18 protein-coding genes are annotated in these 22764 nt (G+C 72.6%); 7 read left to right on the top strand and 11 right to left on the bottom strand.

What is annotated here, in order from left to right; genetic code table 11:
• The first annotated feature begins 70 nt into the window (after window positions 1–70).
• Window positions 71–781, top strand: coding sequence for a DUF5995 family protein (locus ACFY8O_RS23350; protein ID WP_387905270.1), 711 nt, complete (start codon window positions 71–73; stop codon window positions 779–781).
• A 344-nt stretch (window positions 782–1125) separates the two neighbouring features.
• Here the strand turns inward: ACFY8O_RS23350 and ACFY8O_RS23345 are convergent, their stop codons facing one another.
• The 5 genes from ACFY8O_RS23345 to ACFY8O_RS23325 all read right to left on the bottom strand — a co-directional run bounded on the left by ACFY8O_RS23345 (window position 1126) and on the right by ACFY8O_RS23325 (window position 7612).
• On the bottom strand, window positions 1126–2817 hold the full coding sequence (locus ACFY8O_RS23345; RefSeq protein WP_387905268.1) for a flavin monoamine oxidase family protein: 1692 nt from the start codon (window positions 2815–2817) through the stop codon (window positions 1126–1128).
• 46 nt (window positions 2818–2863) lie between these two features.
• The gene (locus ACFY8O_RS23340; RefSeq protein ID WP_387905265.1) at window positions 2864–3661 is read right to left on the bottom strand and encodes a carbon-nitrogen hydrolase family protein; all 798 of its coding nucleotides are present in this window, start codon (window positions 3659–3661) and stop codon (window positions 2864–2866) included.
• Window positions 3662–3882: 221 nt separating this feature from the next.
• Complete coding sequence (locus tag ACFY8O_RS23335; RefSeq protein ID WP_145812453.1) at window positions 3883–4338, bottom strand: Lrp/AsnC family transcriptional regulator; 456 nt, start codon at window positions 4336–4338, stop codon at window positions 3883–3885.
• Between the two features lie 111 nt (window positions 4339–4449).
• Complete coding sequence (locus ACFY8O_RS23330; protein ID WP_387905262.1) at window positions 4450–5910, bottom strand: aldehyde dehydrogenase family protein; 1461 nt, start codon at window positions 5908–5910, stop codon at window positions 4450–4452.
• Window positions 5911–6145: 235 nt separating this feature from the next.
• Entirely contained in the window at window positions 6146–7612 is a 1467-nt protein-coding gene (locus tag ACFY8O_RS23325; protein WP_145812448.1) for a GuaB1 family IMP dehydrogenase-related protein, read from the bottom strand.
• A gap of 294 nt (window positions 7613–7906) precedes the next feature.
• On the opposite strand from ACFY8O_RS23325, the gene ACFY8O_RS23320 reads away from it, so the two are divergent.
• Window positions 7907–8959, top strand: a complete 1053-nt coding sequence (locus tag ACFY8O_RS23320; RefSeq protein ID WP_387905259.1) for a terpene synthase family protein — start codon at window positions 7907–7909, stop codon at window positions 8957–8959.
• Window positions 8960–9040: 81 nt separating this feature from the next.
• Here ACFY8O_RS23320 and ACFY8O_RS23315 read toward each other — a convergent pair whose 3' ends face one another.
• Both ACFY8O_RS23315 and rpe read right to left on the bottom strand, forming a co-directional pair.
• Window positions 9041–10027 (bottom strand): sugar-binding transcriptional regulator, encoded by a 987-nt coding sequence (locus ACFY8O_RS23315; protein WP_208766144.1) that lies wholly within the window; start codon window positions 10025–10027, stop codon window positions 9041–9043.
• A 139-nt stretch (window positions 10028–10166) separates the two neighbouring features.
• Window positions 10167–10850, bottom strand: a complete 684-nt coding sequence (gene rpe, locus ACFY8O_RS23310) for a ribulose-phosphate 3-epimerase (protein ID WP_387905257.1) — start codon at window positions 10848–10850, stop codon at window positions 10167–10169.
• 643 nt (window positions 10851–11493) lie between these two features.
• Here rpe and ACFY8O_RS23305 point away from each other — a divergent pair.
• The 4 genes from ACFY8O_RS23305 (at window position 11494) to ACFY8O_RS23290 (ending at window position 15322) form a co-directional block, all read left to right on the top strand.
• Entirely contained in the window at window positions 11494–12375 is an 882-nt protein-coding gene (locus tag ACFY8O_RS23305; RefSeq protein WP_387905254.1) for an ABC transporter permease, read from the top strand.
• Between the two features lie 74 nt (window positions 12376–12449).
• Entirely contained in the window at window positions 12450–13505 is a 1056-nt protein-coding gene (locus ACFY8O_RS23300) for a taurine ABC transporter substrate-binding protein (protein WP_387905251.1), read from the top strand.
• Window positions 13489–14325 (top strand): ABC transporter ATP-binding protein, encoded by an 837-nt coding sequence (locus ACFY8O_RS23295; RefSeq protein WP_387905249.1) that lies wholly within the window; start codon window positions 13489–13491, stop codon window positions 14323–14325. The genes ACFY8O_RS23300 and ACFY8O_RS23295 overlap by 17 nt, the downstream gene beginning before the upstream one ends.
• 61 nt (window positions 14326–14386) lie before the next feature.
• Window positions 14387–15322: a TauD/TfdA dioxygenase family protein gene (locus tag ACFY8O_RS23290; protein ID WP_387905246.1), complete on the top strand. Its 936-nt coding sequence runs from the start codon at window positions 14387–14389 to the stop codon at window positions 15320–15322.
• A gap of 160 nt (window positions 15323–15482) precedes the next feature.
• Here the strand turns inward: ACFY8O_RS23290 and ACFY8O_RS23285 are convergent, their stop codons facing one another.
• Window positions 15483–16916, bottom strand: a complete 1434-nt coding sequence (locus ACFY8O_RS23285) for an RsmB/NOP family class I SAM-dependent RNA methyltransferase (RefSeq protein WP_387905243.1) — start codon at window positions 16914–16916, stop codon at window positions 15483–15485.
• Window positions 16917–17058: 142 nt separating this feature from the next.
• A complete protein-coding gene (fmt, locus tag ACFY8O_RS23280) occupies window positions 17059–17991 on the bottom strand; it encodes a methionyl-tRNA formyltransferase (RefSeq protein ID WP_145812435.1) in 933 nt (310 codons plus the stop codon).
• 238 nt (window positions 17992–18229) lie between these two features.
• Between fmt and ACFY8O_RS23275 the strand changes: the two genes are divergently transcribed.
• Window positions 18230–18742 carry a hypothetical protein gene (locus ACFY8O_RS23275; protein ID WP_145812433.1) on the top strand — a complete coding sequence of 171 codons (513 nt, stop codon included), beginning with the start codon at window positions 18230–18232 and terminating at the stop codon, window positions 18740–18742.
• 279 nt (window positions 18743–19021) lie between these two features.
• On the opposite strand, the gene ACFY8O_RS23270 is transcribed toward ACFY8O_RS23275, so the two are convergent.
• Both ACFY8O_RS23270 and metK read right to left on the bottom strand, forming a co-directional pair.
• Window positions 19022–21166: a primosomal protein N' gene (locus tag ACFY8O_RS23270; protein WP_387905241.1), complete on the bottom strand. Its 2145-nt coding sequence runs from the start codon at window positions 21164–21166 to the stop codon at window positions 19022–19024.
• A gap of 351 nt (window positions 21167–21517) precedes the next feature.
• Window positions 21518–22738: a methionine adenosyltransferase gene (metK, locus tag ACFY8O_RS23265; protein ID WP_145806164.1), complete on the bottom strand. Its 1221-nt coding sequence runs from the start codon at window positions 22736–22738 to the stop codon at window positions 21518–21520.
• Window positions 22739–22764: the final 26 nt, after the last annotated feature.

Below are 22764 nucleotides of genomic sequence, written 5' to 3'. Positions count from 1 at the left end.
GTTCGCCCGTTCCGATGAAGTCTCCGGCCGGTCGGCGCAGTGGCGAGCCTATGGCTGGGACGCTGCCCGCATGGACCGGATCGAGCAGTTCGCACTTCCGGCCGACGCGGCCGGCACCGTGACCGATGTCGGCACGGTGATCGAGCGGATGCGCGCGTTCCGCTCCGGCTGGCCGCCCGGGGACGGGGTGGCGGTCTTCAACCAGGTGTACCTGACGGTCACGGAGGCCCTCGGCCGGCACATCGCAGACGGCGCGTTCACGGACCGGGAGGCCGTGTCCGCGCTGGACGTGCGGTTCGCCGAGCGCTATCTGACGGCGGTCGACACGGCCGCCTCCGGCGGCAGCCCGCCCGCGTGCTGGCGCCCCCTCTTCCAGTACCGCCGCCATCCCGGCGTACGCCCGCTGCAGTTCGCGCTGGCCGGTGTCAACGCGCACATCGGTCACGATCTCGCGCTGGCCGTCGTGGACACCTGCCGTACGCTCGGCTGCGCTCCGGCGGACCTGGAGGAGGAGTTCGACCGGGTGGGCGATCTCCTCGTCCTGCTGGAGGAGCGGATCCGCGACGATCTGATGCCCGGTCCCGATCTGCTGGAGGTCGCCGATCCACTGACCCATCTGGCGGGGGCGTGGAGCCTGGAACGGGCCCGCGAGGGCGCCTGGTCGGCGGCGAAGGTGCTGTGGCGGCTGCGCGCGTTCCCGCTGCTGGCCGAGGAGTTCAGGCAGCGGACGGACGGGGCGGTCGGTCTGGTCGGACGCTGTCTGCTGACACCCTGCGCCTGACGTCACGCCCCTCGTGTCCGCCCCTGCGGTGCGGCACACCGTCCGGGCCCCTCAAGCTGTCGCGCCGGACCGGTGGAGCGCGCCGGGAGCCGTGACCGTGTCCCGACCGCGCCGGCACTCCGGCCGGCAGCGGGCGACCGTTCCCGTCCGCGTCCCGACGGCCGTGGGGTCCACGAGCAGGAGGGGGAGCGCCGCCGGCTGTCGCAGTGTCCGGTGCGGGAGCCGGGCGACGCCGTCAACACCGCTACGCCGCAGGGCGTGGCGCTCTCCTGACGCTTCCCGTATCTGCGGCCGGACGAGGTGACGGAGGTCGAGATCCCGGCCCCGGCCGGCGTGGAGGCCGCTCAGTCCTCCGGGAGCTCGACCGGGGCGATGTCGTCGAAGACGTCACCGGGGCCGGGGTTCGTCGCGTCCGTGGCACCGCCGAAGTGGTGCATCACTCCCCATACGGCATTGAGCGCGGTCTGCACGGCGCCCTCGGCCCATCCGGCCGTCCAGGAGATGTCGTCGCCCGCGAGGAAGAGTCCGCGCCTGTCGGCGGGCAGCCGGTCCTGCATGAAGTGGGTGAACAGCCGCCGCTGGTAGCGGTAGTGACCCGGCAGGTTGGCCTTGAACGCACCCATGAACCAGGGCTCGTTCTCCCAGGAGACCGTCACCGGGTTGCCGATGATGTGCTTCCTGATGTCGACGCCCGGATAGATCTCGCCGAGCGACTTCAGCATGACCTCCATCCGCTCGTTCGGCGAGAGCGGCAGCCACTTCAGGCTGTCGTCGCACCAGGTGTACGAGAGGCAGATGACGGCCGGCCGGTCGGGCCCGTCGTCGAGGAGGTAGGTGCCGCGGGTCATCCGGTCGGTGAGCGTCATCGACATGGTGTCCCTGCCGGTCCGCTCGTCCTTGTCGAGCCAGAACGGCCGGTCGACGGGGACGAACAGCTTGGAGGACTCCATGTAGTGGGTGCGCTCCATCGCCGTCCAGTGGTCGATCGGGAAGAGCGCGTCGTCGCAGGCGATCTTGGAGAGCAGCAGCCAGGACTGCCCGGTGAAGACGGCGGCCCGGTAGGTGCGGATGTCGCCGGTGGCGTCGGTGACGGTGATCCGGTTGCCCGCGGTGCGGTCGAGCCGGGTCACGGCGGTGCGCGGCTGACCGCCGTGCAGGGAGGACAGCGAGGTGCCGAGCGGCCAGTGCGTGATCTTCTGCGGCTCACGGTCCCAGAGGCGCAGCGGCAGCTGCTGGCTGCCGCCGACGATCCCCCGGTGGTGGTCGTCGGCCTCGGTGTAGACGACCCGCAGAATCTCCAGGATGGAGTTGGGGAAGTCGGTGTCCCAGCCGCCGGTGCCGAAGCCGACCTGGCCGAAGATCTCGCGGTGCCGGAACGACGTGAAGGCGGTCGAGCCGCAGAGGAAACCGTAGAAGGTCTGGTCGTCGAGCTTCTCGACGAGCTTCGCCCAGATCTCCCTGATGCGCGGGACGTCGCGCTCGCGCATGGCGCGGTTCATGTCGGAGAAGTCGGCGCCCTCCTCCAGGCAGGAGTTCCAGGCGTCCATCACCTCGCGGTAGACCGGGGGCAGGTCGTCGATGGTGCGCGCGTAGTGGGACTCGCCCTTGAGGTCGACGACGGTCGACGGGGTGGCCGGGGAGAGGGGGTTGGGGAACGGCGTGGTCTCCAGCCCCACCAGGTCGATGTAGTGCTGGAGCGCGGTGGACGAGGGCGGGAAGCGCATGGCGCCCATCTCGGCGGTCAGCGAGGGGTCGCAGCCCTCGAAGCCGACGGTCCGGAGCCTGCCGCCGATCCGGTCCGCCTCGTAGACGACCGGCTTGAGGCCCATCTTCATGAGCTCGTACGCGGCGATGATGCCGGAGAGTCCCCCGCCGATGACGGCGACCTCGGTGCCGTGCTCGGTCGCCGGTATCTGCCCGATGCCCGCCGGATGGGCCAGGAAGTCGTCGTAGGCGTACGGGAAGTCCGGCCCGAACATGGTGATCGGCGGCTGCGCGTCGGTGTGCTGGACGGCGGTGGGCACCGTGGACGTCATGGGGTACGGACTCCTAGCGGGGAAGCGTGGGACGGCGGGGCGGGGCTCAGACGAGGGAGCCGTACAGACCGGGCAGACGGTCCCGCAGATACGGGTTCGCGGTGCGGGACGCGGAGAGCAGAGCGGGGGCCACCTCGCCGATCAGGAGTTCCTCGCCCCGGCCGGCGCGCGTGCGGACGGCGCCGTCGGGGGCGGCGAGGCAGCTCAGCCCGGTGAACTCGAACTCGCCTTCGGCGCCGGTCCTGTTGACGTAGGCGATGTACATCTGGCTCTCGAACGCGCGGACCGGCACAACGGACTCGGCGACGAACGGGTACGGGTGCATCAGCGCGGTCGGCACGAGCAGCAGCTCGGTCCCGGCCAGGGCGTGCGCGCGGACGTTCTCCGGAAACTCGACGTCGTAGCAGATCAGCAGCCCGATCCGGACACCGTCCAGCTCGGCCTGCACCACGGGAAGCTCGCCCGGGGTGAACCACTTCTGCTCGAACGCGCCGAAGAGGTGGGTCTTGCGGTAGGCGGCGAGCACCTCGCCGTCGGGACCGATCAGCTGGGCCGCGTTGAAGAGCGCCGCGCCCGCCCGCTCCGGGTAGCCGTAGTGGACGGCGAGGCCGTGGCGTACGCAGATGTCCGCGACGGCCTTCGCGCCGGGGCCGTCGGCGGGTTCGGCGAGGTCGGGGAGCGCGTCACCGACGGCGTACCCGGTGAGGAACAGCTCCGGGCAGACCAGCAGCCGGGCGCCGGCGGCGGCGGCCCGTCCGGCGGCCTCGTCGAGTGCCGCGAGGTTGCCGGCCACCGAGCCGGGACGTCCGGAGCTCTGGAGCAGGGCGGTACGCAACGGCGGCATGGCTGACCTCGGGCGGGGCGGGCGGGGTGGGAGACGTATCGAAGGTACGGCGCGGGCCGCACGGCCGACAAGACGCGTTTGTTGCGCGTGTACCGTCGATCCGTTGCGTGCCGGGGCCGCTGCGCGAAGATTCGTTGCGTGCGACGTCGCCGCAGGTCAGGCGAGTGATTTCGGTCTCGGCGCGCCCCGTCCGTCCCTAGGTCCGCCGAGGGGTGGCGGCCTCAGGCGGGCGGGCCTGAGGTGTAGCGCCGCAGGAGCGGTGAGAGTACGAGCACGGACTTGGTCCGCTCGATGTACGGCTCGCCCGCGATCCGCTCCAGCACCTGCTCGAAGTGGCGCATGTCGGCGGCGAAGACCTGCACGATCGCATCGGCCTCGCCGGTCACGGTGGAGGCGGACGCGACCTCCGGGTAGGCGGACAGCCCGCGCTTGATCGCTTCGGGGGCGGTGTTGCGGCTGCAGTAGATCTCGATGAAGCCCTCGGTCTCCCAGCCGAGCGCCGCCGGGTCGACCCGCACGGTGAAGCCCGTGATGGCGCCTTCCGCGCGCAGCCGGTCCACCCGGCGTTTCACCGCGGGGGCGGAGAGGCCGATGAGCGCGCCGATGTCCGCGTAGGACCGTCGGGCGTCTTCGGCGAGGGCGTGGACGATGCGTTCGTCGAGGTCGTTCAGGCGCACTTCGGTTGGGTCACTTCTCTGCGACGGAGGACGGTTCGGGGGCGGCGAGGGCCGCCCCCGAAGTAGACCACGGGTCCGCCGCGCGGGGCGCGCCCGCCGCAGGGAGGTGGGTCAGATGGGGAACTGCGAACGCCCGTGCTGGACCGAGATCCACTTCTGCGTGGTGAAGGCCTCCAGCATCGAATCGCCGTTCAGCCGTCCGAGACCCGAGTTCTTCTCGCCGCCGAAGGGGACGATGGGCTCGTCGTGCACCGTGCCGTCGTTGATGTGGACCATGCCGGTGCGGATCCGCTGCCCGACGCGCACGCCACGCTCGACGTTCGCGGTGTGGACGGCTCCGCTCAGTCCGTACGGGGTGTCGTTGGCGATCCGTACGGCCTCGTCCTCGCCGTCGAAGGGGACGAGGAGGGCCACGGGGCCGAAGATCTCCTGCTGGAGCACCGGGGAGTCGGCGGCGAGGCCGGTGAGAACGGACGGGCTCACCACGTTGCCGTCGGCACGGCCGTGCAGCAGCGCCGTGGCTCCGGCCTCCACGGTCTCGTCGACGAGCCTGGACACCGCGTCGGCCTGCGAGGAGTTGATCAGCGGGCCGATGTGGGTCGCGGGGTCGGCGGGGTCGCCGACGCGCAGGGAGGCGACCTTGGCCACGAACTTCTCGGTGAACTCCCGCTCCACCGCGCGGTCCACCAGGATGCGGTTGGCCGCCATGCAGACCTGGCCCTGATGGATGTAGCGGCTGAAGACGGCCGCGTCGACGGCGTAGTCGACATCGGCGTCGTCCAGGACGATCAGGGCGCTGTTGCCGCCCAGTTCGAGCACTGCGCGCTTGAGGTTGGCCGCGCAGACCGTCGCGACGTGCCGGCCGACCTTGTCGGAGCCGGTGAAGGAGATCACCTGCGGGACGGGGTGCTCCAGCAGGCTGTCCCCGATCTCGGCGATGTCCGTGACCACGACGTTCAGCAGGCCGGCGGGGAGCCCCGCCTCCTCGAACACCTTGGCTATGAGCGTGCCGCCGCAGACCGGGGTGTTCTGGTGCGGCTTGAGCACCACGGCGTTGCCGAGGGCGAGGGCGGGCGCGACGGACTTCAGGGACAGCAGGAAGGGGAAGTTGAAGGGGCTGATGACGCCCACCACGCCGACGGGCAGCCGGTAGACACGGTTCTCCTTGCCGTCGGTCGGCGAGGCGAGTATCTGGCCCGTGGACCGCAGGGTGAGCTGGGCGGCCTCGCGGAGGAACTCCTTGGCCAGGTGCAGCTCGAAGCCGGCCTTCAGCAGGGTGCCACCGAGCTCCGCGACGATGGCGTCGGCTATCTCGGCCTCGCGCTCCTCGACGACGCGGAGCGCCTTCTCCAGCACAGCCCGCCGGGCGTACGGGTTGGTGTCGGCCCACTGCTCCTGGGCGCGCTCGGCGGCCCGGTACGCCTGGTCGACCTCGCCCGCCGTGGCGACGGTGATCGAGGCGAGCTTCTCCCCGCTGTACGGGTTGAAGTCGATGATGTCCCAGGACCCCTTCCCCGGCCTCCACTCGCCGTCGATGTACTGCTGGGCCAGTTCGGTGAAGAAGGAGGTCATGAGATCCCTTACCGCAGAGACGAGGGGGCGGTTGATTGGCGCTCATATTACTTACCCTTCAACCCAGTTGAGGGAAGCCCCGCTCGCTCCTGCGTGACGACGAACGCCCGAGCGGCGGTCCCCGGCGTACGGGAACCGGCAGTCGCCGACCCGCACAAGAACAGGCGCCCCTCCCGGGAGCGAACTCCAGGGAGGGGCGCCTGCGGGACAGGGACGGCCGGCAGCCGCCGCGCCGTCAGGTCCAGCTGGCGTGCAGCGGCTTGCCCTCCGCGTAACCGGCGGCGCTCTGCACACCGACGATCGCCTTCTCGGCGAACTCCTCCAGCGAGGCGGCACCGGCGTAGGTGCAGGAGGAACGGACACCGGCGATGATCGAGTCGATCAGGTCCTCCACACCCGGGCGGGTGGGGTCGAGGAACATCCGCGAGGTGGAGATGCCCTCCTCGAACAGCCCCTTGCGGGCGCGGTCGTAGGCGGACTCCTCCGAGGTGCGGTTCTTGACCGCACGTGCCGAGGCCATGCCGAACGACTCCTTGTAGTACCGCCCGTCGGCGGACTGCTGGAGGTCGCCGGGCGACTCGTACGTGCCCGCGAACCACGATCCGATCATCACGTTGGACGCACCGGCGGCGAGGGCCATCGCCACATCGCGCGGGTGCCTGACGCCACCGTCGGCCCAGACGTGCTTGCCGTGCTTCCTCGCCTCGGCGGCGCACTCCAGCACGGCGGAGAACTGCGGCCTGCCGACACCGGTCATCATCCGGGTGGTGCACATCGCGCCGGGGCCCACACCGACCTTGATGATGTCGGCGCCGGCCTCGATCAGGTCCCGCACCCCTTCCGCCGCCACGACGTTGCCCGCGACGATCGGGACCTGCGGGTCGAGCGCCCGCACGGCGGCGACCGCACTGATCATGGATTCCTGGTGGCCGTGCGCGGTGTCCACCACCAGGGTGTCCACGCCGGCGTCGAGGAGCTGCTTGGCCTTGCCGGCGACGTCGCCGTTGATGCCGACGGCCGCCGCGATGCGTAGTCTGCCGTTCGCGTCGGTCGCAGGGGTGTAGAGCGTCGCGCGCAGCGCGGCCTTGCGGGTGAGGATCCCGACGAGCCGTCCGTCCGCGTCGACCGCGGGAGCGAGCTTGCGGTTGGCTCCGTCCAGCCTGTTGAAGGCCTCGCGCGGGTCGATCTCCGCGTCGAGCACGACCAGGTCCTTGGACATGACCTCGGACAGCTGGGTGAAGCGGTCGACGCCGCTCAGGTCGTGGTCGGTGACGACGCCGACCGGCCGGTGCTCGGCGTCGACGACGACACCCGCGCCGTGGGCCCGCTTGTGGAGGAGGGAGAGCGCGTCGGCGACGGTCTGGCCGGGGGCCAGCACGATCGGCGTGTCGAGCACGAGGTGGCGCTTCTTGACCCAGCTGACGACCTCGGTGACGACCTCGATCGGGATGTCCTGGGGGATGACGACCAGGCCTCCGCGCCGGGCGATCGTCTCGGCCATCCGGCGGCCCGCGATGGCGGTCATGTTCGCGACGACGAGGGGGATGGTGGTGCCGCTGCCGTCGGGCGAGGAGAGGTCGACGGCCTGCCGGGAACCGACCGCGGAACGGCCGGGAACCATGAAGACATCGTCGTAGGTCAGGTCGTAGGGGACCGAGGGAGAGGCCGTGTAACGACCGGTGCCGGGTTCAAGAAAACGCATAACACCCATTTTTTCATACGAATCGGTGCAGGTCGCTTCCACGAAGACACAGCAATGCGTCCCCGCGTTCGTCGGTTCCTCCAAGGAGCAGCGTCGGGGACCGGGCAAGTGGAACCCTGCCTTACCCAGGGACCTTACCCGAACAGGATTCGCGCACTCCCGATCATTATCCCTGGACCAGGTGACGAAGGGTCAGGTAGCTTCAAATCCGCAGGTCTCTGGGGTAAAGGCAACGCCGCCCACCCACCGGAACACCTGCCACACGCTCGACCGGAGAGAATGTGGGGTCTGCCTGTGGAGAGCGAACTTCCGGACATCTACTGCCCGTTCCCCCAGCGGAGCAATCCGCACGTGGAACACACCCGCGCACACCTCGACACCTGGACGCGCGCCACCGGCCTGGTCCATCGGGAGTCCGCCAGGGAGCGGTTCGAGCAGGCCGACTTCGGCGCCTTCGTCGGCATGGTCTACCCGACGGCGAACGCCGAGCACCTCGATCTGGTCGCCGACTGGTTCGTCTGGCTCTTCCTCGTCGACGACCAGCTGGACGACGGCCACCTCGGACGCGACCCCGAGCGGGTACGCCATGTGGTGGAACGCATGCGCGCCGTCGTCGAGGGCACGGCTCCCGGCCTCCTGCCGGGCGAGGAGGCCCCCGCCGCCGTCGTCGCGCTGATCGACTTGTGGGATCGTACGGTTCCCAAGGCCGCCCCGCACTGGCGCAGCCGGTTCTCGTGGCATCTCATGGCCTATCTGACGACCGCCACCACCTGGGAGGCGGGCAACCGCGCCGGCAACGTGGTGCCGTCCGAGGCCACCTACATCACCCGGCGCCGGCACACGGGGGCCATCCACGTCTGCATGGACCTGATCGAGATCGTGGCCGGCATCGGCGCGCCCGAGTGGGTCCACAACGAGCCCCGGTTCATCACGGCGTTGGAAGCCTCCTGCAACGTGGTGTGCTGGGCGAACGACGTCTATTCCTACGAGAAGGAGCAGGTGCTCGGAGAGATCCACAATCTCGTCCACCTGGTCCGGCACCACCGCGGCTACGGCAAGCAGCAGGCGCTCGAGCACGTGTGCGCGGAGATAGCCACCGAGACGGAACGGTTCCTCACGGCCGAGGAGGAGCTGCTCGAACTGTATCCGCAGCTCGCGGGGGTGCTCGTCCCCTACCTCGACGGCATGCGGAGCTGGATGCGGGGGAATCTCGACTGGTCGCGGCAGACCCCGCGCTACAACCCCGATGCCGTCAGCCAGTACGAGGAACCGGCGGCCTATCTGGAGGAGGCCGTGCTGGGCGTACGCGCGGAACACGCGCGGCAGACGGCGGGCGAGAGCCGCTGAGGGCGGGCAGCACGGAGGCCGGGCGCCCTCATCGGTGCCCGGCCTCCGTGCTGCCCGCCCTCAGCGGGCGTGGGTCCCGTCTCAGTCGTCGGGGTCGGCCCGCTCCAGCGCCGGGCGCTGGCCCGCGGCGGACTCCGTCAGGAGGTAGTCGGCAGCGGCCGTGTCCGTGACGAGGCTGGTGACCAGGCCCGAGCGCAGCACCGCGCCGATCGCCGCCGCCTTGCGCTGGCCCCCCGCGATCGCCACCACCTCCGGGATCCGGCGCAGCCGGTCGGCCTCCACCGTGATGCACCGCTCGCCCAGGTCCCGGCCGACCCTGCGGCCCTGCGCGTCGAAGAGGTGCGCCGACATCTCCGCGGCGACACCGAGCGAGGCGTAGTGGCCCCGCTCCTCGTCGGAGAGCATGTCGTGGACGGTGGAGATGCCCGGTTCCCATGAACCGATCGAGACCGCCGCGACCGTCACCTTGTCGAAGTACTCGAAGGCGCGGGCGATCCCCGTCTGGTGGCGCAGCGCCGCGGCCGTGGCCGGGTCGGGCAGCAGCATCGGGGCGTAGATGGGATGTGCCTCGCCGCCGGACACCTGCGCGGCGCGGCGGACCGCCTCCACGGACCCGCGCTCCGCCGTCCCCGCGTCGTAGACGCCGGTCAGCTGCACGACCGTGCACGGCGGCAGCCGGTCGAGCGCCGCCGCCATGTGGATGGTGGAGCGGCCCCAGGCCAGCCCCAGCACGTCCCCCTCGTTCACCAGCTCGCCGAGCAGCTCGGCCGCCACCTCACCGAGGTTCTCCGGATCGGCGGCGTCGTCCTGCTCCTCCGCCGGGGACTCGACCACGACAGCGTGCCGCAGGCCGTAGCGCGCCCGGAGCGCGTCGGAGCGCTCCGCGTCCAGCTCCGCCGGTACCCGGATCTCGATCCGTACGAGATCACGCTCGAGGGCCGTCTCCAGAACCCGGGCCACCTTGAAGCGGCTCACGCCGAACTCCTCGGCGATCTGGATCTTCGACTTTCCCTCGAGGTAGAACCGGCGGGCCATGGCCGCCGCCTGCACCAGCTCCGCGGGTCCCATCCGCATGGCTGACCGACCCGCCGAGATGCCAGACACCGCGATCTCCTCACTGCTGTTCACACGCCCGATACGCCGCTCATCCTGTCAGATCCGGCGATCCTTGATCCGGCCCGTCGGGCCGCGTTCATCTGCTCTTGTCTCAGTGGCCGCACGCCCAGGCGGCCGCGGCCGTGGCCGTGTCCGCCTGCACGCGCAGCGCCCGCACCGCCTGGGCCGGGTCCTCGGCCCCGTACACCGCCGAGCCGGCGACGAAAACGTCCGCACCCGCCTCGGCGCACCGCTCGATCGTGGTGGCGGAGACGCCGCCGTCGACCTGGAGCCACAGTTCGAGGCCGTGCTTGGAGATCAGCTCCCGGGTGCGGCGGATCTTCGGCAGCATGATGTCCAGGAACGCCTGGCCGCCGAAGCCCGGCTCCACGGTCATGATCAGCAGCATGTCGAGCTCGGGGAGCAGGTCCTCGTAGGGCTCGATGGGCGTGGCGGGCTTCAGCGCCATGGAGGCGCGGGCCCCCTTCGCCCTGATCTCCCGCGCGAGGCGCACGGGTGCGGCGGCGGCCTCCACGTGGAAGGTCACCGACCCCGCGCCGGCCTCGACGTACTGCGGCGCCCAGCGGTCCGCGTCCTCGATCATCAGATGGCAGTCCAGCGGCGTGTCCGTCGCCTTGCTCAGGGCCTCCACGATGGGCACGCCGAGCGTCAGGTTGGGCACGAAGTGGTTGTCCATGACATCGACATGGAGCCAGTCGGCGCCTTCGACGGCCTTCGCCTCCTCGGCGAGGCGGGCGAAGTCGGCGGACAGGATGCTGGGGTTGATCTGGGCCATGCACCCAAGCCTGCCATGCCCGGCGCCACTTCCCCGCCTCGGTGCGCCCCAAAGCCTCACGGGATCATTACGGTTCTCGCGATCCCGGTCTTTTCGCCCCTCGCATCCGCCTCCCGGGCCCGGGCCGCCCGCCGGCTCCGGCGCGTGCGGCCCGAACGCTTCGGCTCCCCGGCCCCGCGCGGCGCGCGGTACCGACGGGCGCCGCACGGAACCGGGCGGGCCGGCTCCCGGCCGTACCAGGGCGCGGACAGCCTCTGGTGCCCGCCTTGAGGCTGTGTTAGAAACGCTGCGTGATCAGCGACCAGTTCCTGAGGCAGCAGCGTCTCAGCATCGATCTCTGCCGCGTGACCAGCTCCTCCTGTTGAGCCTGGACCGGCAGCGCTGAGCGCTTCCAGAACCCTGCGGCGTCGTCCGCCCGCCGTCCCGCCGCCCCTCGGGTGAGCCGGCGGCCCCTCCAGAACTCTGTCCGCGAACCGGACCGGACTGCTCCCGTCCGTGTACGGCGCACCGGCGTACCCACGTTCTGAGAGACCCCTTCCCCCTTTCCGCGGCCACCCTTGTCCGCGCCCCGCATCCGCCTGCCCGCCCCTGTCCGCCCTCCCTGGCGGCCGGGCGCGCCGGGCACCTCTCGACGGAGCCCGCCATGACCGCACCCACCACGGAGAAACGGCCGCCCGGCCCTGCGCACTCCGCTGACCCCTCCCCCGCACCCGCGCCCCGCCGCACCTCTCCCGGGAGGAACGCACGCCTGCGGCGCGTGGGGCTGCGGCTCCTCGCGCTGCTCGTGCTGCTCGCTCTCTGGCAGCTCGTCACCGCCCTGCGTGTGTGGCCGCCGCTGCTCGTACCGCCGCCGTCGGCCGTCTGGGACGCGTTCGTCACGACGTCCGGCACCCATGACGGGGTACGGGGCTACCAGGGCCACACCCTGATCGAGCATCTGGGCATCAGCCTGCGGCGGATCGCGATCGGTGCGGGCGCCGGTGTCCTTGCCGGGCTCGTGGCCGGGGTGCTGATGGGCACGCTGCCGTGGGTGCGGGTGGTGTTCGAACCGGCGGTCGCCTTCCTCCGCACGCTTCCGCCGCTCGCCTACTTCAGCCTGCTGATCATCTGGTTCGGCATCGACGAGGCGCCCAAGCTCTGGCTGCTGGCGATCGCCGCCATGCCTCCCGTGGCCGTGGCCACCGCGTCCGCCGTCGCCTCCGCACCCGCCTCCCTGGTGGAGGCGGCCCGGGCCGTCGGGGCACGTGGCTCCCAGGTCGTGACCGCCGTCGTCCTGCCGTCGGCGTTGCCGGAGATCCTGGTGGGCGTACGGCTGGCGTTCGGCATCGCGTACTCCTCGGTGGTCGCCGCCGAAACCGTCAACGGACTGCCCGGCATCGGCGGCATGATCCGCGACGCCCAGCGCTACAACCAGTCCGACGTGGTCATCCTCGGGCTCCTCGCCATCGGTGTCTCCGGCCTGCTGATCGACGCCCTGCTGCGAGGCGCCGAGACCCGGTTCGCGCCCTGGCGCAGGCTCTCGTGACCCTTCCCGCGCCTCGCCTCCTCCGCTCTCCCCCGTACCGATCCCACCTCGACCGACGAACGAAGGACTACGCCATGCCCCGCACACACGGTCCGCTGCGCACCTCCCTGCTCGTCGCCGCTCTGGGGGCACTCGTCGTCACCACGGCCTGCGGTACCGGCGGTGGCGGAGGCGGTGACGACCAGGGGGGCGGCGCCACGATCCGGATCGGCTACCAGGCCTTCCCCAGCGGTGACCTGATCGTGAAGGAGAAGGGTCTGCTGGAGAAGGCCCTCCCGGACCGCACCGTCAAGTGGATCAAGTTCGACTCCGGGGCGAGCATCAACACCGCGTTCGTCGCGGGCTCGATCGATCTGGCCGCGATCGGCTCCAGCCCGGTCGCACGCGGCCTGTCCGAGCCGCTGAACATCCCGTACCAGGTCACCTGGGTGCTGGACGTCGCCGGTGACAACGAGGCGCTGGTGGCCCGTGACGGCTCCGGCATCAAGGACGTCGAGGACCTGGTGGGCCACAAGGTCGCCACCCCCTTCAGCTCCACCTCGCACTACAGTCTGCTCGCCGCGCTCGACAGGGCGGGCGTGGACGCGTCGAAGGTCGAACTGCTCGATCTCGAACCGCAGGACATCGTCGCGGCCTGGTCGCGCGGGGACATCGACGCGGCCTACGTCTGGCTGCCGACGCTCGACGAACTCGGCAGGACCGGCGAGACGCTGCTCTCCAGCCGCGAGCTGGCCGCCTCCGGGAAGCCCACGCTCGACCTGGGGGTCGCATCCACCGCCTTCATCGAGAAGCAGCCCGAGGTGATCGCCGCCTGGCGCACGGCCCAGGCCCAGGCACTGGACGTCATCCACGAGGATCCGGAGGCTGCCGCGAAGGCCGTCGGCAAGCAGCTCGGGATCGCCCCCGCGGAGGCCGCCGCCCAGCTGGAGAAGGGCATCTTCCTGAAGCCGGCCGAGCAGGCGGACGACACGTGGCTGGGCCGCCCCGGAAAGGTCGGCGCTCTGGCGGAGAACCTGCACAGCGCGGCGGAGTTCCTGGTCGGCCAGAAGCAGATTCCGGCCGCGCCGGAGCTCGCGGAGCTGGAGAAGGCCCTCTACGTGGAAGGACTCAGCGATGCCGTCTCCGGATGACCGCCGGGAGGACCCCCTCGACGGGGCGCGCACGGCCAGGCCCGCGACCGTCACGCCCGCCGTGTCAGTACACGAGGTGATCCATCGCTACGGTCGGGGCGCGGATGCCGTCATCGCCCTCGGCCCACTGTCGCTCGACGTCCCGGCCGGAGAGTTCCTCGTGCTCGTGGGACCGTCCGGGAGCGGCAAGAGCACGCTGCTGCGGCTGATCGCGGGCTTCGAACAACCCTCCTCCGGTGCCGTCTCCGTGCACGGCGGGACACCCGAGCCGGGGCGCCAGGCGGGTGTCGTCTTCCAGCAGCCACGGCTGTTCCCCTGGCGCACGGTCGGGGAGAACATCTCCCTGGCCCTGCGTTACGCAGGTGTCCCCCGGACCGAACGCCCCGCACGCGTCGAGGAGTTGCTGGAGCGGGTCGGGCTGGCCGGCACCGCCCGTCGCCGGACGTGGCAGATCTCCGGGGGCCAGCAGCAGCGGGTGGCCATCGCCCGCGCCCTGGCCGGCGGCAAGGACCTGCTGCTGCTGGACGAGCCGTTCGCCGCCCTGGACGCGCTGACCCGTGAGCGGCTCCAGGAGGACCTGCGGACGGTGAGCGCGCGGACGGGGATCACCTCGGTCTTCGTCACGCACAGCGTGGACGAGGCCGTGTTCCTCGGTACCCGCGCGGTCGTCCTGAGCGCCGGCCCGGGGACCGTCGCCCTGGACGTCCCGATTCCCCTGCCGCGTGCCGTCGACGACGACCCGGACGGGCTGCGCGGACTGCCGGAGTACGCCGCGCTGCGCGCCGAGATCGGCGCGGCGGTGCGGGACGCGGCCCGCTGACCCCGGGGCCGCCCGTCCCCGGCGGGCGGCCCCGCACATCCCGACGCAGACAGGAGTTCCCATGTCCCTCACCACGCCCCTCGGTTCCGGCCCCGCGCTGCGCACCTGTCACCTGCCTCCGGACGGGCTGTACGAGGGCCCCCGCGAGCTGCGCAGGCTGGCGCCGGGACAGCCCGACCGTCCCTACACGCTGTTCGATCTCGTTCCGCTCGGCCCGGTCATCGGTGCCGAGATCGGCGGTGTCGACCTGACCCGTCCGCTCACCCCGGCGGTGCACGCGGAGCTCGACCGGGCGCTGCTGGAGTGGAAGGTGCTCTTCTTCCGGGGCTGCCACCCGAGTTCGGCCGAGCAGCGCGCCTTCGCCCGCAACTGGGGCGAGCTGGAGACCAATCCCCTGCTGGCAGCAGGGGACGATCCCGAGGTGGCGCGCTTCGACCGCTCGTCCACGCCGGGCTTCGAGAACGTCTGGCACACCGACGTGACCTTCCGCGAACGGCCCGCGCTGGGCGCCGTCCTCCACCTGCGCGAGGTGCCTCCGCACGGCGGGGACACGATGTGGGCGGACATGGCCGCCGCGTACGACAACCTTCCCCGGCAGGTGAGGGCGCGCCTGGAGGGGGCTCTTGCGGTGCACGACTTCGTGCCGGGGTTCGCACGGTTCACCCCCGCGGAGCGGCTGGTCCCCTTCCAGGACCGCTTCCCGCCGGTCGAGCACCCGGTGGTCAGGACCCATCCCGTGACCGGGCGCCGGACGCTCTTCGTCAACACCTCGTTCACCACCCGGATCGTGGGCTGGGACCAGGAGGACAGCGACCGGATGCTGCGCCTTCTCTTCCAGCAGGCGCACGTGCCCGAGTACCAGGTGCGCTTCACCTGGCGCGCCGGCGACGTCGCGTTCTGGGACAACCGGGCGACGCAGCACTACGCGGTGAACGACTACGCCCCGCACCGCAGGGTGGCCGAGCGGGTCGCCGTCGCCGGTGACCGCCCGCACTGACCACGGGCGGGCGGCGGGGTGAGGCCCTAACCCGGCCCGTACGGAACCGTCCCGGTCCATCCTCGCGGTGCGGACCCGTGCGGCGTCGGCCCGTGCGGGGCCGTGCCCGTGCGGCGCCGGCCCGGTTCATCCGTGTGGCGCCGGTCGCCCCCGTACCTCGTCAGCCCGTGCGGCGCAGCAGGGCGAGGTACATCGCGTCCGTGCCGTGCAGGTGCGGCCAGAGCTGGACGTCGGGCCCCTCGCCCAGCGCGGGCACTCCGGGCAGCAGCGGACGGGCGTCGATCCACTCGGCCTCGACGGCGGCGCCGCCCCGCCCCTTGAGCACGTCCTCGACCACGACGCGCGTCTCCGCGAGATGCGGCGAGCAGGTCGCGTAGCCGACGACCCCGCCGATCCGAACGGCCTTCAGCGCCTCGCGCAGCAGACCACGCTGCAGGGGTGCGAAGCTCTCCAGGTCCTCGGGGCGGCGCCGCCAGCGGGATTCGGGGCGCCGGCGCAGCGCGCCGAGGCCGGAGCACGGGACGTCCATCAGGACCCGGTCGAAGGAGCCGGACCTCCACGGCGGCCGGGTGCCGTCCGCGGTGATCACCTGGTACGGCCCGGGGTTGCCGGCGAGCGCGCGCTCGACGAGCCGGGCCCGGTGCGGCTGCTTCTCCGCGGCGAGCAGGGTCGCGCCGCGCCCCGCGGCCAGCGCGGCCAGCAGCGCGGCCTTGCCTCCCGGCCCGGCGCAGCCGTCGAGCCACCGGCTGTCCTCGCCCTCGACGGGCGCGGCGGCCAGGGCGGCGGCGACGAGCTGACTGCCCTCGTCCTGCACACCGGCGCTGCCGTCGCGCACGGCGGCCAGCGCCCCCGGCTCGCCGCCCTCGGCCATCCGCACGGCGTACGGCGACCAGCGGCCGGGCAGGCCGCTCTCCTCGCCGAGGGCGTCCAGCAGTTCGCCGGTGGTGGAGCGGCCGGGGCGGGCCACCAGCGTGACCTCGGGCCGCTCGTTGTCCGCCTCCAGCAGGTCCTCGATCCCCGCGCGGCCTCCGCCGAGGGCGTCCCAGAGCGCGGAGACGACCCAGCGGGGGTGCGAGTGGACGACGGAGAGGTGCTCCTCGGCGTCCTCCTCGTACGAAGGGGCCACACGCTCCACCCAGCCGTCGAGGTCGTGCGCGCTGACCTTGCGCAGTACGGCGTTGACGAACTTGGCGCGCCCCTCGCCCAGCACCACCCTCGCCAGCTCGACGCTGGCCGAGACGGCCGCGTGGGTCGGGATGCGGGTGCCGAGCAGCTGGTGCACCCCCATGTTGAGCACGTCGAGCACCGGAGGGTCGACCTCGCGCAGCGGGCGGTCGATGCAGGCGGCGACGATCGCGTCGTAGGTGCCCTGGCGGCGCAGCGTGCCGTAGACCAGCTCGGTCGCCAGTGCGGCGTCCCTGCCGTCGAAGTCGCCCTTGGCGCGTGCCTTCTTCAGCAGCGGCGGCAGGACGAGGTTGGCGTAGGCGTCACGCTCGTCGACGGCCCGGAGCACCTCGAAGGCGAGGAAGCGGACGGGGTCCTTCTTGGGGCGGCGGTGGGGCTTGGCAGGACGGCGAGGCTGCTGGTCGTTCACGTGAAAGGTGCTCCGCTGATGGTGAGAGGGCGATCCCGTCCAGCGTACGTCGCCGTGCCCCGCGCGCCGGTCCCGAGGCCCCGGGCGCCGGTACGGGGCTTGGGCGCCCAGCCGGTCCTGAGGCCCGGGCGCCGGTGCGGGCTCAGAGGCCCAGCAGCTCCCCGTGGGCGATGCGCACGCCGCGGGCCCAGTCGGCGGCGCGCATCGGCTTCTTGCCCTGCGGCTGGACCCACAGGAGCTCCACGGCGTGCGAGCCGGTGCCCACGTACACGTTGTTCTTGCCCACCGACAGCTCGCCCGGGGCCAGGTCGGTGCGGTCGAGGACGGGCACGACCTGCACCAGCTTCAGGCGCTCCCCCCGGAACAGGGTCCACGCGCCCGGGGCCGGGGTGCAGCCGCGCACGACGCGATCGACGCGCAGGGCGGGCGCGGACCACTGCACCTGGGCGTCCTCGACGGTGATCTTGGGGGCGAGAGTGACGCCCTCGGCGGGCTGCGGAACGGCGTGCAGGGTGCCGTCCTCGATGCCGTCCATGGTCGCCGCGAGCAGCCCGGCGCCGGCGAACGCGAGCCGGGTGAGCAGATCCCCGCTGGTGTCGGTGGGCCGGACCTCCTCGGTCAGGACGCCGTAGACCGGTCCCGAGTCCAGCCCCTCCTCGATCAGGAAGGTCGAGGCGCCGGTGACCTCGTCGCCCGCCATCACCGCGTGCTGCACGGGCGCGGCCCCGCGCCAGGCGGGCAGCAGGGAGAAGTGCAGGTTCACCCAGCCCCTGGCCGGCACGTCCAGCGCGGTCTTGGGGAGCAGGGCGCCGTACGCCACGACGGGGCAGCAGTCGGGTGCGATCTCCCGCAGGCGTGCCAGGAAGTCCTCGTCGCGCGGCCGGACCGGCTTGAGCACCTCGATGCCCGCCTCCTCGGCACGTTCCGCGACGGGGCTGGCGACGAGCCGGCGCCCTCGCCCGGCGGGGGCGTCGGGGCGGGTCACCACGGCGGCCACCTCGTGGCGGCCGGAGGCGATCAGGGCGTCCAGGGCGGGAACGGCGACCTCGGGGGTGCCTGCGAAGACGAGCTTCATGGGTGGCGGACTGCCTCTCGGGCCGGAACGTACGTGGCGAGCAGCACACCAGTCTAGGCCCTCGCGTGAAAGCGGCCACGGGGAGCGTACGCGGGCCGCGCGCGCCCCGCGCGCATGCACATACGCCCCTGTTGCGTGACCACAAGGCCGGGTGACGCGTTGGTCAAGTGAGATTGACCGAAGTGGACCGCCCTCGCGCGGTCCGATCCCTTTCAACGCCGGTTCGAGAGGCTTCTTCATGGCCGACCACGCAACCCACGACGCCCAAGCGCGTGCCAGCCTGCACCTGTTGGTGCGGGACATCGAGCGGGTCCGGCGGCAGGTGGACGCCCTGCGCACCCTCACTGCGCAGTTGGGCAACGTCTACCGTCCGCGCCGCTCCGGCCCGTCCGCGGGCTTCGTCGTGTACGGGAGGGCGCCGGCCCCGACGGTGCGGCTGGCCCAGGAACTGCGGGACAGCGTCGAGACGCTGGTGACGGCGGCGGTGGACTTCGACCGTTCGCTGGGTTTCTCGTGGGACGCGGTGGGTTCCGCCCTCGGGGTCACCAAGCAGGCCGTGCACCGCCGTTACGGCGCACGCCGCAACGCCCCCCAGCAAGGGTCCGGGGAGACGGCTCCCGAGGCCGTGAACCGCCCGTTGCCCGCCGCGCAGGGCACCCCGCCCGCCCTGCCCTCCGTGCCCGCGGCCCGCTCCATGCCCCCGCAGCCCTCGGAGCGCCCGGGCGCGTTCCCAGGTCCGCGCAACGGCTGAGGTGAGCCGGGTCCTGGACGCGGGACGGCTCACACGGAGGACCGACGGCTGAGGCGCCCTCTGACGCGCCGAGGCGGGCGGCGCGGGCACCGGCCGAGGCCCGCGCTCGGCACACCGCGCCGCCGGCCGGCGTATGCGGCCCCGCCTCACCGGCATGGACCGGGCGTGCGACGGCTGCGGCCCGCACCCCGCGCACGGCGTCGGCCGAGGCCCGCGCGAGGGCTCCGCGACGAGGCCCGGAGCCGCGGCCCCCTGTCGCGCAACCCGGGCCGGGCGTCGTCAGCCGATGTCCGGAGGGTCGATCCTGATCCGTACCGGATCTCCGGTGCCCCGGGCCGTCCGGGCCGCCTGCGCCGTCTTCAGTGCGGTCGCCAGGGCGGCGCCCCGCCCCGTCGGGACCCTGATCAGCGCCCGCTCCCAGAGGTCGCCGGTCGGGGCGTCACCCTGTCTGCGGGGCCTGCCGGGGGTCGCGACCGGCACCTGCACCGGGCCGAGTACCTGCGCCTCCGGTGGCAGCTCGGCGCCCGCGAGGAAGGCGGCGACCGCCTCCGCGGGGCCCGTCACCGAAGCCATCCGGGACACCGGCGGAAAGCCGAGCTCGGCCCGTTCCGCGAGCTCACGGCGGGCGTGCCCGACAGGGTCCCAGCGGACCAGCGCCTGGACCGGCCGCAAGGTCGGTTCGGCCACGATCACCACCGTGCCGCCCTCCGGCTGGCCCCGCACCAGGGCGGCAGCCGCCGTCCAGCGCCGCAGGGCCTCCTCACCCGCCCGCAGATCGGGACGGCCGACCATGGCCCAGCCGTCCAGCAACAGGGCCGCCGCGTACCCGCCCTCGGCCACCGGCTCAGCCCCGGGGGTGCTCACGACCAGGGCGGGCTGACCGGGCACGGAGTCCAGTACGTGGTCGCGGCCCGAGGTCCGCACGGGGACTGCCGGAAACGCCCGCCCCAGTTCCTCGGCGGTCCTGCGGGCCCCGACGATCTGCGCCCGCAGCCGCACCCCACCGCAGGCGGCACAGCTCCAGGCCGTCTCGGCGCGCCCGCACCAGGCGCAGTCGAGCTGCCGCTGGTCCGGTGCCTCCAGAGGGCCCGCGCAGTGCCGGCACCGGGCGGGTTCACGGCAGCGCTCGCAGGCCAGCCGGGGCGCGTACCCCCGGCGCGGGACCTGGACGAGCACCGGGCCGCTGCGCAGTCCGTCCCGCACGGTCTGCCAGGCCAGGCTGGGCAGCCGCGCCGAGCGGGCCGCGCCGTCCCGCGCGAGCTCTCCGTCGCCGACCGTACGCACCAGGGGGGCGGCGATCCGCAGCTGGTCCCGGTCCGCGCGCAAGGGGAGGGCCCAGCCGCTCTCCACCAGCTGCGCGGCCTCGACCGTGCAGCTCGTCCCGCCCAGCAGGAACGCGCAGCGGCCGTGGGCGGCCCGCAGCTCCAGAACCTCCCGGACGTGCGGGAAGGGGGCGTTGTCGTCGCTGTGGCTGGAGTCCCCGTCGTCCCAGACGGCCACCAAGCCGAGATCGGCGACGGGAGCGAACATCGCGGCCCTCGTGCCGACCACCGCCCGCACCGATCCGCGCCGGACGGCGAGCCACTGCCGATAGCGCTTCTCGGGGCCCGAGTCGGCGGTGAGCACCGCGTGCCGCCCCTCCCCCAGCACACCGGTCAGAGCGGCGTCGACCCGCCCCGCGCTGCGCCCGTCCGGTACGACGACGAGAGCACCGCGCCCGGACGCCAGGGTGGCCGCCACGGCACGGGCGATCTCCTCGGGCCAGTGCGGTCCCGGCAGCGCGGTCCACACGGCACGCGGCGCCCCGCCCTCCGCCAGCGCCCGCAGGAAACCGGGCCCCTGGGCATAGCGCTCCCAGGTCCCTGGGTCCGGAGCGGGCGGGGGCGGAAGGGGTGCGGGCGACGGCTTGGACTCCGCCCGGCCGTTCCTGGGCGGCACGGCGAGCTGCAGCACATCGGCGAGGCTGCCGGCATAGCGGTCGGCGACGGCCCGCGAGAGCTCCAGCAGTTCGGGCCCGAGCACCGGCTCGGGCGAGACGACGTAGGCCAGGGCGGCGAGTGCGCCCTGGTAGTCCGAGGAGGCGCGCCGCTCGATCAGGAAGCCGTCGATGAGGCCGCCGCCCTCACGCCGCCCGCCGCGGACCTGCCGCCCCCCGGCGCCGAACCGCACCCGGACGCGGACACCGGGCTGGGCCTCGGCGTCGAGTTCCTCGGGGACGGCGTAGTCGAAGTACTGGTCGAGGTGGAGCGCGCCCTTGTTCACCAGGACGCGGGCGACGGGCAGCTCCGCGGCGAGCGCGGCTCCTCGCCAGGTCCGGGGTTTGGCACGCGGCACCTTGGCCTGGCGCACCGTCTCCCGGATGAGCGCAAGCTGCTCCGGGGTTCCCGCGCCGGGCTCGTCGGGCCGCTCGTCGTCGCTGCTCACAGCCAAATTCCTACCAGACGCCACCGACAGCGGCGCCGGACGGCGAAACGGCCCCCGAGATCAGGATCCGGCCGCGGCGGGAATCTCTCACCGCGGGGACACCGCCCCGCTCCAGAAGTATCCGCGGCCTGCGCACCGGGGGCCGGAGCCATGACGGGGCACCGGGCCCGCGCCCCGCACGTCGTTTTCCGGGCCGTCCGGCGCACACACCCCGGGGCCCGGGGCCCCCCCCCCGGGGGGGGGGGCCCCCGGGGGGGGCCCCCGGGGGGGGGGCCGCCCCCCCCCCCCCGGGGGGCCCCCCCCCGGGGGGGGGGGGGGCCCGCGCCCCGGGGGAGGAACGAGGGGCTCGGCTCAGAGCCCCGCCGCCTGACGCAGCGCGTCCACGCGGTCGGTGCGCTCCCAGGTGAAGTCGGGGAGCTCACGGCCGAAGTGCCCGTACGCCGCCGTCTGGGCGTAGATCGGGCGCAGCAGGTCGAGGTCACGGATGATCGCGGCCGGGCGGAGGTCGAAGACCGCGCCGATGGCGTGCTCGATCTTCTCCGTGTCGACCGCGGCGGTGCCGAAGGTCTCGACGAACAGGCCCACCGGCTCGGCCTTGCCGATCGCGTAGGCGACCTGGACCTCGCACCGGGTGGCGAGGCCGGCCGCGACGACGTTCTTGGCGACCCAGCGCATGGCGTAGGCGGCCGAGCGGTCGACCTTGGACGGGTCCTTGCCGGAGAAGGCGCCGCCACCGTGACGGGCCATGCCGCCGTAGGTGTCGATGATGATCTTTCGGCCGGTCAGGCCGGCGTCGCCCATCGGGCCGCCGATCTCGAAGCGGCCGGTCGGGTTCACCAGGAGGCGGTACCCCTCGGTGTCGAGCTTGATGCCGTCCTCGATGAGCTGCGCCAGGACGTGCTCCACGACGAACTCGCGGATGTCGGGCGCGAGCAGCGAGTCGAGGTCGATGTCGGAGGCGTGCTGCGAGGAGACGACGACGGTGTCGAGGCGGACGGCCTTGTCGTCGTCGTACTCGATGGTGACCTGGGTCTTGCCGTCGGGGCGCAGGTACGGGATGGTCCCGTTCTTGCGGACCTCGGACAGCCGGCGCGAGAGGCGGTGCGCCAGGTAGATCGGGAGCGGCATCAGCTCGGGCGTCTCGTCGCAGGCGTAGCCGAACATCAGCCCCTGGTCGCCGGCACCCTGCTTGTCGAGCTCGTCCTCCTCGCTCCGGGAAGCACCCTCGACCCGCTTCTCGTACGCGGTGTCGACGCCCTGAGCGATGTCCGGCGACTGTGCCCCGATGGACACGGAGACGCCGCAGGAGGCTCCGTCGAATCCCTTCTTGGAGGAGTCGTAGCCGATCTCCAGGACCTTGTTGCGCACAAGGTTGGGGATGTCGGCGTAGGCCTTGGTCGTGACCTCACCCGCGACATGCACCAGACCAGTGGTGATCAGGGTCTCGACGGCGACGCGCGAGGAAGGGTCCTCGCGCAGGAGCGCGTCCAGAATCGTGTCGCTGATCTGGTCAGCGATCTTGTCGGGGTGGCCCTCGGTGACAGACTCCGAGGTGAAGAGACGGCGGGACACATCGCTCCCTGGGGTTGCAGCGGCTG

Origin of the sequence: Streptomyces argenteolus (genome assembly GCF_042902585.1) — a bacterium.
GTDB lineage: Bacteria > Actinomycetota > Actinomycetes > Streptomycetales > Streptomycetaceae > Streptomyces > Streptomyces argenteolus.
Note: the sequence above shows the minus strand (reverse complement) of the source record. Positions and strands in the feature narration are given on the sequence as shown.